Annotated in this window: 5 protein-coding genes; 4 read left to right on the plus strand and 1 reads right to left on the minus strand. The window is 57.6% G+C overall.

Annotated features, from left to right (window positions below; genetic code table 11):
* Window positions 1–24 precede the first annotated feature (24 nt).
* Window positions 25–4,578 (minus strand): Ig-like domain-containing protein, encoded by a 4,554-nt coding sequence (locus CEE69_RS00210; RefSeq protein WP_233214446.1) that lies wholly within the window; start codon window positions 4,576–4,578, stop codon window positions 25–27.
* 505 nt (window positions 4,579–5,083) lie between these two features.
* Here CEE69_RS00210 and CEE69_RS00220 point away from each other — a divergent pair.
* From CEE69_RS00220 to CEE69_RS00235, 4 genes are all read left to right on the plus strand, one after another.
* The gene (locus CEE69_RS00220) at window positions 5,084–7,648 is read left to right on the plus strand and encodes a S8 family peptidase (protein WP_099258571.1); all 2,565 of its coding nucleotides are present in this window, start codon (window positions 5,084–5,086) and stop codon (window positions 7,646–7,648) included.
* A 419-nt stretch (window positions 7,649–8,067) separates the two neighbouring features.
* The gene (locus CEE69_RS00225) at window positions 8,068–8,787 is read left to right on the plus strand and encodes a CerR family C-terminal domain-containing protein (protein ID WP_099259164.1); all 720 of its coding nucleotides are present in this window, start codon (window positions 8,068–8,070) and stop codon (window positions 8,785–8,787) included.
* Window positions 8,768–10,702, plus strand: coding sequence for an HlyD family secretion protein (locus CEE69_RS00230; protein ID WP_233214447.1), 1,935 nt, complete (start codon window positions 8,768–8,770; stop codon window positions 10,700–10,702). Before CEE69_RS00225 ends, CEE69_RS00230 begins: the two co-directional genes overlap by 20 nt.
* A 98-nt stretch (window positions 10,703–10,800) precedes the next feature.
* The gene (locus tag CEE69_RS00235) at window positions 10,801–14,043 is read left to right on the plus strand and encodes an efflux RND transporter permease subunit (protein WP_099258572.1); all 3,243 of its coding nucleotides are present in this window, start codon (window positions 10,801–10,803) and stop codon (window positions 14,041–14,043) included.
* The last annotated feature ends 264 nt before the right edge of the window (window positions 14,044–14,307 follow it).

A 14,307-nucleotide genomic window follows, 5' to 3' on the forward strand; every position in this document is an offset into this window, starting at 1 on the left:
TTATTCAATCGTTTGAAATCAAACTCAGCTGCTGCCGAGAATCATGTCAATCGCGTCGCGGAAAGCGGGGTATTCGCTTTCGACCAGATCTTCGAGGCTGTCGTCGAAGTCAAAGTCGTTGACGCCACCGAGCAGTTGAACCGAAGTTCCGTCCCGGTTGACTCGCAAGTGATCGCCATCGACCTGAGCGGTTCGAACGTCGCCGTCTTCTTCGATGATGGTCAACAATGCCGCATCGTTCGTGCGGTTCATCGCCAGCTCAGCGTATGCCACGCCTTCGAATCCGCTGCCGGCCAAGAACATTGTTTGGACACCGTCAGCGAGGTTGATGTAACCACCTTCGCCCGGATCGACACCGCTTGGCAAACCGTTGCCGCCGTTGGTGTTCGTCGACAGGATCGAGCTGTTGCCTTGTCCGGCTTCACCCAAGCTTGCAAAAGCGAAGGATCCAACCGGCGAAGCTCCACCCTCGGATCCGATTTCGATCGGAATGATTCCGTCCGCTGCTTCACCCGCGGCGACCGCACTGCTAGGCAGGTTGTAGATGACTTGATAGCTACCAGGTGCAACGTCTTCGAAGGTGTACTCACCGTCCAAGTTCGTCAGCACGACTTGATCGATATCGACGCCCAATTCGTTGTCCGAAGCGGGCGAGACCAAGCGAACCGAGACACCACCGAGGGCGGTTTCACCCGAGTCGCGAACACCGTTGCGAACTGGATCGGCACCGTTGTCGATCACGTCGCGGATGTTCATGATCGCGTCGACGAACAGTTGACCGGTGATCACCGATGGGCTGAAGTCGTTGACAGTGACATCGACTGTTGCGGTGTCCGTCGATTCACCATCGCTGAGTTGATAGGTGATTGTCGCGGTGCCCACGAAGTCGGTCGCTGGAGTGAAGACCAATTCGTTGTTTGCATTGACCGTGACCGTTCCGTTGGCCGGTTGAGTCGGCACGGTGACGGTTGCGGTTTGGTTCTCGTTGGCTGGTCCGAGCGAGTCATTCGACAGAACATCGATCGTGACCGCTCGATTGCGAACCGTTGTGGCGGTGTCGTCATTGGCAGTCGGATCGTCGTTGACTCCCGCCACCGAGATGCTGATCGTTCCCGTGTCCGAAGCACCTTGCGAGTTCGTGACGGTGTAGACCAGCGAATCGCTTCCGAAGAAGTCTGCAGTTGGCGTGTAGCTCAGAGTCGAGTTAGTCAGGTCACCAGACGTTCCACTGACGCTGGCCGAGCCATTCGTCGGTGCCGTGGTGATCGTGACGGTTCCGTTGTCACCCGCGTCGAGGTTGATCAAAGTTGACAGGTCCAACGTGACCGCTCCGCCGTCTTCCATCGCTGACAACGATCCGTTGTTTGCAACCGGTGGCGAGATCACATCGGTGACGGTGACATTGACCGTCGCGGTGGCGGTCAAGTTGCCGTCGGTGACTTGGTAGGTGAACGAATCCATCCCGTTGAAGTCAGTGGTCGGCGTGTAACGAATTTGTCCGTTGCCGATCGCGGTGGCCGTTCCGTTTGCTGGATTCGAAGCCACGGTGATGACCAATCCGGTGCTGTCGATGTCGGCGACATTGCCGGTCAAGTCGATGTCGATGCTAGCGTCTTCCAACACGGTCACGCTGCGGTCGCTGGCCGTTGGGGCATCGTTGACTGCCGTCACGTTGATCGTGATGGTGCCTTCGTCGGAGAGCTGCGATCCTTGCGTGCTGGTCGCTCGGTAGACGATCGTCGCGGTGCCGTTTGCGTTCGCAACCGGAGTGAAGGTCAAGGTGCCGTTGGCTGCAACAGCGGAAGCTCCGATCGCGTCGGTGCCGCTGACCTTACTGAACGTGACCGAGTCGCCACCTTCCAGCGTGACCAAGCTGTTCAGATCGATGGTCAAGGTTCCGGAATCTTCGTCAACGGTATCTGAATCGTCGGCGGCAACCGGAGCGTCCAAAACATCTTGGATGTCGATGTTCACAACCGCGGTCGATGTTCCACCCTGCCCATCACTGATCGTGTAGGTGAAGGAGTCATCGCCGTTCGCTGCTGTCCCCGTTGAGGTGTAGCTGATTCGTGTTCCGCTTTGAGTGATCGTCGCGGTTCCGAACGTGGGCTGTGTCACCGAGGTGATCGTCAACGTCCCAGTCTCGCCTGGACCATCAAAATCGTTCGCCAGCACGTCCAAGGTCACGGTGGCACCTTCGTTGACTTGGAAGTCATCCGAGGTGGCGGTCAGGTCCGTGTTGTCGGCCGTGATGTTGACGGTGATGACACCGGTATCGCTGCCGACATCGTTGCTAGCGGTGTAAGTGATCGTTGTCGTGCCAAAATCGTCTTGATCAGGCGTGAAGAAGATTTGGTCATCGTCGAATCGGACGCTGCCGTTGCCCGTCGAGATGACGGCATTGTCGAGCGTGATGGTGCTGCCACCGGTGTTGATGCTGATCAGATTGTCGGCGCTGAGGTCAGCGACCAAGACTTCGCTGGTCGTTCCGCCACCATTGTCTTCGTCAATCGTGACGGTCTTGTCGGCTGCGTTGATACCGACTTGACTGTTCGTGACCGTGACGACCACGTTTGCAGTGGCGGTCAGTGCACCATCAGCAACGGTGTATGTGAACGAATCCGAACCCGAGAATCCGGCTGGAGCGGTGTAGCTGATTTGCCCGTTGGCGATGATCGCCGATCCGCCGTTGGCAGTTGTGAACGCGGTCGCTGGGCTTTGCAGAACCAAGTCGGCGATGTTCTCACCAGGTCCGGCAGAATCATTCGCCAAGACATCGATTTGGGCCGTCTCACCCTGTTCAACTGTTGCCGTGTCATCGGCCAAAGTCGGTGCATCGTTGACACCCGCGACGTTCACCGTGATCGTGCCAGTGACAGTGTCGGTGCCGTCGGTCGCGGTGTAAACCAATTGGTCACCGGTGCCGAACGCATCCGCATCAGGCGTGTAGGTGACAACACCATTTGTGAGGGTGAAGTCGCCGAGGTTTTCGGTTTCGGTTGAGATCGCGTAAGTCGTGCCGGCCGGGTTGCCAGAGTTCAGTGTCGCCAAATCAAGCGTCGTGGCTGGATCATCTTCGGTCAGACTGAGTGTGCTGTTTTCTGCGGTCAAGCCACTCGCAACGCCGGTCACGTTGAGAATGAATCGGGAAGAAGCGTCGAGCTGAATCATTTCGCTCGGCACGCTTTCCTTGCCGACTTCGGTGCCGTAAATCAGGACTTGGTCGCCTTCATCCGGCGGATCCAAGCTAACACTCAGACCGGTGACGGGTGCAACCGCTCGCACGGGTACGCTCAAGACGTCATAAGCCAGGTCAGGATTGAAATCGACCAGTTCGTCCGTCAAATCGTTCGTTGGCCCGAGAGCCCCGATTTCATTGAACAAATCGATTGGCCCACTGCCCAAATCAACGTCTTGGTTGAACTCAGCAAAGGTTCGGTCGACGCCATAGACTCGAGCGTTCCCCGCGTTGCGTGTGTTCAGTTCCAAAGCACGCAAGATCGGAGTGCTGTTGAACGAGCCGTCCGGATTCTGGACGTTGGTCTCAGAGAAATTGATCGGTTGAGCGGTACCATCGATTTCTAACACGGCCCGCAATTGTGGGACGTCGACGTTGATCAAATCGGGGCCGGTGTACACGATTTCCATCGTGAACGAGCCACCGCCGCTGGGGCCACCGGAGCTGCTGTTGACGTTGTTGTCGACAGTCACATCGGCCGCGGAATCAACCAATGGGCTGAGCTCGGCGATGATTGCTTCCAAGTTGTCTTCAGCGTTGTTCAGACTCGAGCCGATGAAGTCGCTGAACGAACGGGTCACCGTCGTGTTGGGATCGTCAACGTAGAAGAACGTGATGTCACCCTCGAGCGGAGTCGACAAAACAGTGTTGTCGAGAACGATGCTTTGGACCTCACCAACCGCGGGCTCCAAAACGTCTGTTTGATCGATCACGATGTCGGTCACTGCACGGAAAACACCCGTTGCACTGAACCCTCGCAAATCCTTGACGCCGACTTCCAGCTTGAAGACTTCATTCACATCGACGTTGTAGGTCAACTCAACGTTGTCATCGGGCAATACGTCGGTCGCACCAGTCGTGTTGTCGACCAGCGAGTCATCCAGGTTGCGAGCGGCCAAGACAAACTCAACCAAAGGCATGTCCGCTTCGCCTTCGCCTCGATTCAGAGCGTTGATCACGCTCAATGCATCCAACGCCGTCACTTTGTTGTCACCAGTCACATCGACGAAACCGGTGAATTCATCCGAGTCTGACAGCGGCTCGCCTTCGCCATGGCTGTTGAGGTGATTGATCACCATCAACGCGTCCAAGGCCGTCACATATTTGTTGTTGTCAACATCGTAGGCACGCCAGTAGTTGTGCGCGACGGCACGAGTGCTTTCGCCTTCCGGGGCTGAATCGATCACCGAGGGAACGTCACCAGCCAGCAATTGTCGAGTTTCAAGCGATTCGCTTAGTAGGCGACGCTTGCTCGAGCGAGTAGCACGCGACCGGTCTTCGCTTCGCTTTCGCGATGACGACGGACTCACGCTGCGAAGCAGTTGACGCAGATTTTTCATCTGTTTTCTCGGCAATTCGAATGGTTGGGCTGGGTCGATGTGATGGGTCTTCGCAAACGTCAAAATGCCCCGATATCGACGGGCATTTCAGCGCTCCGCGCAAAGTTAGAACGGGCTCCCGCAAACCGCTTCCACGGTCGGGACCGCCAGCGTAATCCAAAAACTTTGGGCGGGTGCGAAAATTTGAAAAGCAAGGCCATCTTACCTAGACCACCGCCTTTATCAATCTTTGCTTGGTCCGAGCGAACAAAAACGATGGGTTGGTCGCGATTGGACGGATTGTGCGGGCAAAAAGTTCCAATTGAGCTCATCAAAAACTGAAATTTTGACGACAGGGGTCGCCTTCTACCGCGTTCGCCCAATCCACAACTTGCGAAAACTCCGCCATGACACCGCGAACGCAGGCCCCTCACTATTCGCCCCCCAGCTCTCGGGTACCGGCAACGTTCTGTGACCTACCCTTCAAAAACCATTTTCATGCCAGCCAATCGAACCGACTGACCCGATGTCCAATCCATCCCACTCGCCATCGAATCCAATCGCAACGGATTCCGACGCCCTGGAACTGCCATCGCCGGCGATCCAGCCCTGCGAAGAACGATTGGCTCTGTCGGCTTCCTTGATGGGAGCTTGGCTGGCGGATTGGGCCGACCCGACGCAGCCGCTGCCGGCCTGCCCCGCCGACGAGTGGCTCGCCCCCGTCGCCGATGCGACTGACGCTGCGAACATCCCGATTGCTCCGGCGATCGTCCCCACCGCGGACTCATCGGGCCTCGCATCGGAGGATTCGCTTCCCATCGGACCGGTGCTTCCCGGCACCTCGACCGATGGTGTGCCAAGTTCTTCCGTCGCCAACGCGGCCCTCAGCGGACAAACCGGGCTGAATTTCGACAATCTCATCGACGGGCAATCGTCAGGTTCGCTCCTCGATCAAGCTCAATCATTGCGGGAAGACGGTGGGCTGCTCGCGGACGATGCCGAAGCAGGAGCCTGGGACGGAAGCGGGCAAACCATCGCGGTCATCGACAGCGGAATCGCCTATGACCACATCGCACTCGGCGGAGGCTACGGGCCCGGCTACCGAGTCGTCGGCGGCTACGATTTCGCCGAAAACGACAACGACCCGTACGACGATGCTCCAGCCGGGTACCACGGATCGCACGTGGCCGGTTTGATCGGAGGAGACGGCTACCTGGATTCTGGCGAAGCGTTTCAAGGCCTCGCCCCCGGAGCCGACTTGGTTGGCCTCCGAGTCTTCGACGATGCCGGGAACGGAAACCTGCAGTGGATCGAGTCCGCCCTGCAGTGGGTGATCGAAAACCACGACACGTTCGAAAACCCAATCACCACCGTCAACATGTCGCTCGGCACCGAGCTCACCGACGCGAATCGATTCGACGCGATGGCGATGTTAGAAGACGAACTGCAAACGCTGTACGAAAACGACATCATGGTGTTTGCCGCGGCGGGCAATTCCTACGCGACGATGGATCACGAAGCGTCCGACGCGCTGATGTACCCCGCATCCAGTCAGTACGTCGTGGGAGTCGGGTCAGTCGACGCGAACAACCTGCTCAGCAATTTTTCGCAGCGTGAAGACGGGATCCTAACCACGGGCGGGCAAGCCGTTCGAAGCAGCGTTCCCGAACATGTTTATGGCGCAGATGGCTTCGCCAACGACTACGCTCTTCTGAGCGGAACAAGCATGGCCAGCCCGCAGATCGCCGGTGCTTCCGTGTTGGTTCGCCAGGCCATGACGGACGCGGGCATGTCACCGACCGTCGACTCCATCCTGGCTCGCCTGAACGACACCGCCGATCAACACACCGATCCCGTCACCGGCATCCAGTACAAAACGTTGAACCTGGAAGCAGCACTGGCTTTTGCCGTGCCCGAACCGGAACCTGCTCCAACGCCGGAACCTGCTCCAACGCCGGAACCTGCTCCAACGCCGGAACCTTCCCTAACTCCAGACCCCACGCCGACGCCGGAACCGACCCCACCAGCAAACACGTCGCTCAGCGGTTACCAAGGCACATCGGGTTCCGATGAAGTCGAATTGGACTTGCGAAACCTATCGTCAGCCGTCAACGGCGGCGTCGATGGCGAAACGTTGTTCTCTGACGCCAACGGCAACTACACGCTCGACACAACGGAAACCATCGTCATCGACGGCGGTGCTGGCGGCGACACCCTTCGCATCATGGGATCCGCGGAAGCCGAAAGTTTGCTGCTACGTCCGCCAACCAACGAAGATGGAATCAGTCGACTCACCTTCCTCGGTGGCGTCATCGAAATTCGCGGCTTCGAGAACATCTCCTTCGTCGGCGGCGGCGGTCTTGATCTCGCGACAATGTACGACAGCACCGGAGACGACGTTCTCAACGCATCCAGCCAATCCGCTCGCATGTCTGGAGTCGGCTTTGAATTTCGCGTCGACAACGTTCCCAAATTGTTTGCCCATGCGACCGCTGGCGGCGAAGATTCCGCACACCTGAATGACTCGTCCGGTGATGATCGCTTGGTCATCCGACCTCAATTCAGCTCGCTCCGCAGTGACACACAAACGCAAGCCGTGTTTGGATTCGAACGAGTCTATGCGTACGCCGAAGCCGGTGGTCACGACACCGCCGACTTGGGCGACTCAGCGGCCGACGACGTGATGTCGATCTCTCAAACCCAAGCCACGATCAGCAGCAGTGGATATCGCGCCACCGCAATTGGTTTTGACGATGTGACCGCGAAAGCATCCGCCGGCGGCGAAGACACTGTGCGAATCTATGTCACGCAACCTGGTGGCACTTGGCACACCACCGACTCGCTCACACAGTGGAATGGATCCGATGGAACCTCGCGGATTGCCCGCGGGTTCGAACACAGCGAAACATTCGAGCGATTCGAAACGTCGGCTCAATCAACGAGCGAACCGCTGGCGGCAGACCACGCTCAACCGAATCCAACCGCCGCGTCCGCACCACAGGCTGAACAACCAACCACCAAACCGCTCGCCAACCCATTCGACGAAGACGCCCATCGCGACGCGCTCCGACGCATGTTCGAAACGCTCTGATCCTGACCTGCTGAGTCCCATCTTCGCACCAAACTTCACTTTCGATGCACACGGGCTAACTCGCAGATTCCCGGTGCAGGTCCAAAAATCCCCGGCATCCTCCGAACCTGTGAGATGGCGATTCGCTCTCCCGGGTTAAGCCTGGGTGAATACCGCCATCCCGATTCTGGATTCGCCGCCGCATTTCGCGACATACGGGAGCTCGGGACGCCGTTGGAAGCCCGCAATGGCGGACCAGCGACTCGATTCAATTCGATACGCAATCAACCTTGAGGACTCAAGTCCTGCTTTGCACAGTGTTTCGCAGACAATGTGGCCGTCACCACGTCGATCCGCGAAGATTCAAACACTTGTTTAAAACGCACGTTTGAACCATGATTGCCGAGCGATTCTGCTCTTCTCATTCTTTTCATCCGTTCATGCCTGATTCTCTCGCTTCCGCGACTACCGATCCGACTCAACGGCTGTTGAGTGCGGCTGGTCCCGTGTTTGCCGAGCGTGGATTCGATCGCGCCACCGTCCGTGAAATCGCCAACATCGCCGACGTCAACGTGGCCGCTGTCAGCTACTACTTCGGCGACAAGATGGGCCTGTACCGAGCCGTCATCACCGCCATTCGAGAAAAACGCGAACGAGCCTATCCGACTCCCGAGGTCGGAAAGAAGACGCCGCAACAGGATCTCGAACTGCTGATCCGCACCCTGCTTTCGCGAATGCTTGCCGCGGATGAATCCGGCTGGGAAGCGATGCTGATGATGCGTGAGATGCAACATCCCACGCCAGCATTCGAAGACATGATTCGCGGTTACTTCAAACCGCTCTACGACGCGTTGTGCAAAACCATCGAATCATTGCTGCCACCTGCGGATGCAAAATCAAACTGGCAAACCGACGCCCTTGTCCCGCAGTTGGCTCTCGGCGTCGTAGGACAATGCCTCCACTATCGGATTGGCCATCCCGTGATGGCTCATTTGATTTCGCCCGAATTGATTGAAACCCACTACGGATTGGAATCGTTGTGCCGCCAAATCACCGCGTCGACCTTGGCAGCGTGTGGCGACCAAAACGTGATCGATCAACACAAGCTTCTCAAACCATCGCCGCTCAACGAGCCTCAAGATGTCTCTTGTCAACAATAACGAGTCGACACCCACGATGACCGAAGACGAACAATCCGCGACGGCCAAAGCCTCGCCGGAGTCGACGACCGCGGCGCCATCCACCACGCCCTCATCCACCACGCCCTCATCCACCGAACCGACGCGATCGCCATACGAACATGGCATCGAAGTCGATACGTCTGCGAGCGATTCCAACACGGTCCAGTTGATCGACTCCTCCAACGTGCTTCCTTGGTTGATGTTCAACGTCGGCGTTCCCTTGCTCTTGCTCGCCGGAGCAGCCGGCTTGGTCGTCTTCCTCGGCGCCGTGCAACCCTCCACGCGTCCGCCCGCCGACACATCGTTGGCCGGACGACTGCAAGCCTTGCCCGCCGTCGACGTCGTGCCAACTCAGTCACTCGCCGACAGTGGCCAAACGTTGCACCTCAACACCGACGGCACGGTCGTCCCGTTTCGAGAAGTCGTCTTGGCAACCGAAGTCGCCGGCCGCATCATCGACAAATCTCCGCAATGCGAAGCCGGCCAATACGTCACCGCCGGCACCGTGCTGATGCGAATCGATCCGACCGATTACGAACTCACCGTCCGTCGTTTGGAACAGACACAGCAATCTGAATACGAAACGATCAACGAAATCGATCAAGAGCTGATCAACTCCAACCGGTTGCTGGAAATCGCCGACGCCGACATCGAACTTCAAAGCCGCGAAGTCAAACGTCTCGATTCATTGCCCGAAGACTTTGCCGCTCGTCGTGACGTCGACGCGGCCCGTCGAGCTGTCTTGCAAGCCGAGCAGCAAAAGGTGACTTACCAAAACCAAATCGACTTGCTGAAGAAACGCCGAGCTCGACTGGAGTTGGCTGAGCAACTGGCGGCGACGCAATTGAAACAAGCTCGAATCGATTTGCAACGCACCGAGATCAAAGCCCCGATCGACGGAGTCATCGCCAGCGAACAAGCCGAGCTGAACACGTTCGTCGCCCGAGGCAATCCCGTCGTCACGATGGAAGACACATCCAAAGTCGAAGTCGCGACCAGCCTGCGAACCGACCAACTGTACTGGGTGCTGAACCAGAAAAAATCGGAGTCACCCATCGAAGAGCTCAACGCGCCCGCCAACGGTGCTCATCGCGGATACAAGTTGCCGCCGACGGAAGTGAAGGTGAAGTATCAACTGTCCGGACGAGACGATGTGACCTATGTCTGGGACGGCCAACTGATCGGTTACGACGGCATTGGATTGGACGAGCAAACTCGGACCGTTCCCGTTCGCGTCGTCGTCGACCAACCCCAAATGTTTGAACTCCAACGTCGCAGCGACGATGGGACGACAAAACGAGTCACTGGCGAAGACGTTGTGTCCGCCGGCCCAACTGCTCTGGTTCGCGGCATGTTCGTTCGACTGCAGTTGCAACTGCACCCCGCCGTGCCACTCGTGATCTTCCCATCCGAAGCTCTCAAACCAGGCAATCGCGTTTGGGAATTCATCCCGGACGATTCGGTGTTGGATGTTGAGGAGACCGAAGATCAAACCGCCGATGCCGACGCATCCGATTCAGCAAAAACTCCTGAAGCGGACATCGCACAAACCGATGATGCGGAGCCAACTGATTCAGAATCAGACGACGAAGAGACTGAATCCGACGCGGAACCCGAAGTCGCTTTTGTGCCTGAAGATTGGTCCGCGGGACGCTTGGTGATTCGTCACGATGTTCGTCCCATCGATTTGCTCTCCTCGATCGGCGGAAGCTCTGACCTTTGGATCTGCGAAGTTCCCGATCAATCAATCACCGGCAACAGTTTTGTTGTTGTCTCGCCGCTCGGCAGCATCGAAGCGGACACGTTCCCGGTTCGTGCGCCGAAGGAGAACCTCACTCCACCCACCGACACCGATTCGGATTCACCGTCGGCCTCAGCACTCACCGAATTGTGACAACACCACCGCGAGAACGGGAAACGAAACTCGCGGCTCGCTGATCTGCCGACTGACCATCTTCCGCCATCCATTCCTTTTCATTCAAAGAACCTTCGATGAAACGTGTCCTCGCTTGGGCCATCGAAAACGCACCCGGCATGAACGTCGTCATGTTGGCGTTGATGATCGTGGGTGCTCTAGCATTCGTCGCCATGCGTCGGGAAGTCTTTCCCGAATTCGAACTCGAAGTCGTGATGGTCTCGGTCCCTTACCCGGGTGCCACACCGCAAGACGCCGAAGAAGCCATCTGTCAAAAGATCGAAGAGGCGATCCGGTCCATCGACGGGATCAAAAAAGTTACCTCCATTGCGATGGAGGGCCGCGGATACGTCTTGGCCGAACTGCAAAGCGATATCCAAGACGTCCAAAAAGTGATGTCGGAAATCGATCGCGAAGTCAATCGCATCCCCAGCTTCCCCGATCTCGCTGAAGACCCCGAGATCGAACAAATCACCTTCCGCGACACAGCGATCCGCTTGGGAATCATCGGCCCCGATGACCGAACCCGTCGAGGTGAATTGAAGCTTCGCGAAGTCGCCGAGTCCGTGCGTGACGATTTGCTGATGCTGCCCAGTGTCACCGTCGCCGAGTTGATGGGCACACGCAACTATCAAATCGATGTGGAAATTCCCGAGGCGACGCTACGGTCCTACGGGATGACTCTCGAACAAGTCGCGTCCGAAATTCGCCAACACAACGTCGAGTTGCCCGGCGGCCAACTCAAATCGTCTGGTCAAGAAATCCTGCTGCGTGCCAAGAACAAAGGCCGTGTCGGGCCCGAGATCGAACGCATTCCTTTGATCACTCGCCAAGACGGTGTCGTCCTGACCGTGGGTGACTTGGGCAGCGTTCGCGACGAATTCGAAGACGTCACCGCGACGGCGGAGATCAATGGCGAACCCGCCATGGTCGTCAATGTTCAACGCACCAAATCAGAAGACCTGCTGAACCTTGTCGATGACGTTCGCGGCTATGTCGATCGCATCGAACCTCCGCCCGGATATCGATTTGTGCTTTGGGGCGACACCTCGGTCGACGTCCGAGACCGAATGGCTTTGCTGCTTCGCAACGGTGTCCAGGGTTTGGGATTGGTGTTCCTTGTTCTCGCCTTGTTCTTGGAAGTCCGCTTGGCGTTCTGGGTCGCTCTCGGAATTCCGATCTCCATCATGGGTGCCGGTGCCGCACTGTCTTGGGGCGATCAAACACTCAACATGCTTTCGTTGTTTTCGTTCTTGATTGCACTGGGAATCGTGGTCGATGACGCGATCGTCATCGGCGAGAACATCTACGCTCATCGCCAGATGGGTAAATCGCTGCATGACTCGGCCGTCGATGGTGCCACCGAAGTCCTCCCCAGCGTCGCCGCGTCGATCACCACGACCGTCATCGCCTTCGCGCCCATGTTCTTCGTGTCCGGTGTGATGGGCAAATTCATGGCCGTGATTCCGTTCGCCGTGATTGCGATGCTACTGGTGTCTTTGTGGGAAAGCACGTTTGTCCTGCCTTGCCACTTGGCCCACAGCCATTCCGGATTCTTCCGGGTCGCGACGATTGTGACCTACCCGCTGCGTCCGTTCATGTTGCTGCTGTTTTGGCTCAACTCCAAAGCCAGCATCGCAATGGAATGGTTCGCGGAGAAGATCTACGTGCCCACGCTGCACTTCTGCTTGCTCAACCCAGTCCTCCCCATCGCTGTTGCGATCGCATTGTTTGTCGGCACGGCCGGCATGATTCGCGGAGGAGTCGTGACGACGGTCCTGTTCCCGAAGTCTGACAACAACTACCTGCAAGCCTCCGTTGTCTTCCCGAACGGAACGCCCGCCAGCGCGACCGAAGTCGCCACCCAACGAATGGAACGCGCCCTTCAAAAGGTCAGCCGAGAGATCGCTCTCGAACGCGCCGCCAAAACGCGAGAACCAGTCGAATCACTCTACCCGCCACCGGAAGCCGACTACCTCGGCCCCGTGCGTTTTGCCTACCGTGAAGTGGGATCCATCACCAACACAGCCGGCCCCATGGGCGGCCAAGGATCCAGCGGCAGCAACGCGGGCCAAATCTTCGCCGAGCTTCATGGAACCGAAATTCGTGACGTGCACAGCGACGTGTTGATCGCACGCTGGCGTCGGGAGGTCGGCGAAATCGCTGGCGTCGAAAGAATCACGTACGGCAGCATCGGAACCGGTCCCGCCGGAACGCCCATCGAATTCAAACTGCTCGCGTCCGGAGAACATGTTGACGAGTTACTCGCGGCGACGGAGGTCATGAAGAAGAAGGTCGGCACCTTCGCCGGTGTCTTTGACATCAGCGACGACAACACACCCGGCAAATGGGAATTCCAATTCCGAGTCAAAGACAAAGCCCTCGCGACTGGAGTCACCCCAACCGACCTCGGCCAAACCGTTCGCAACACGTACTTCGGTGCCGAAGTCATGCGTTTGCAACGCGGACGCCACGAAGTGAAATTGATGGTCCGCTACCCGCCTGAAGAACGCACGTCACTGGTCAACTTCCGAGAAATTCGCGTGGGCAGTGCGGATGGCATGCAACGTCCGATCAACGAACTCGCGGAGATCAATTTGGAACGTGGTTTCTCAGAGATCAACCGCGTCGATCAACAACGCAGCATCACGATCTCAGCTGACTTGGACGAGACCACCGCCAACGCTGACTTGATCATCGCTAGCTTGCAGAAACAGATGGACACTTTTAAAGCCCAGTTCCCAAACGTTTCCATTCGTTGGGAAGGGCAACAAGAACAAAGCCGTGAGTCGGTCGGCAGTCTGAAGCTCGGTTTCGGCGTCGCGATTCTATGCATGTTTGTGTTGCTGGTCCTTCAGTTCCGATCGTACATGCAGCCGCTTTTGATTTTGGCCATCATTCCATTTGGCATGATCGGTGCTGTCTGGGGGCACGCCTTCCTCGATCTTCCGCTGACATTGTTCAGCATGTTTGGCTTGGTCGCTTTGGCGGGGGTCGTCGTCAACGACTCGATTGTTCTGATCGACTTCATCAATTCGCGAGTCCGGGCCGGTGACGAACCGATCCAAGCCTTGCTGGAATCGGGCCGCCGGCGTTTCCGTCCGATCATGCTGACCAGCATGACCACCATCGCGGGCTTGGTGCCGCTGCTCACCGAGAAATCCTTCCAAGCTCAATTGCTGATCCCGATGGCCAGCAGCTTGGCCTTCGGATTGATGCTCGCCACGGCTTTGGTGCTGCTGCTGATTCCTGTCTTGTACATGCTCTACCTGCTCGCCCTTCAATCGCTGAACATCCCGTTCGTCGAAGTCGAGGAATAGACGAGCAGGCTGGATCAAGCCGCTTCGGCAGACCACCTCCACCTTGGTGGCCTGACGAACATTTGGGAGGGCCGAGCAGTTCTTAAGTCCCGTTTTTGCCAAGCGTTTATCGTCACCCTCCCCGTGGGAGGGTCGAGCGAAGCGAGGGGAGGGCTCAGCATTGGATCCAGCACGCAACCCTCCCCGGCCCGATGCAGGCCGCACCGCCCAAAGGGAGGGCAATTCAAAACTGCACGGCCACCCTGAGGATGGACTTAAATGACG

The organism is Rhodopirellula bahusiensis (assembly GCF_002727185.1).
Taxonomy (GTDB): Bacteria; Planctomycetota; Planctomycetia; order Pirellulales; family Pirellulaceae; genus Rhodopirellula; species Rhodopirellula bahusiensis.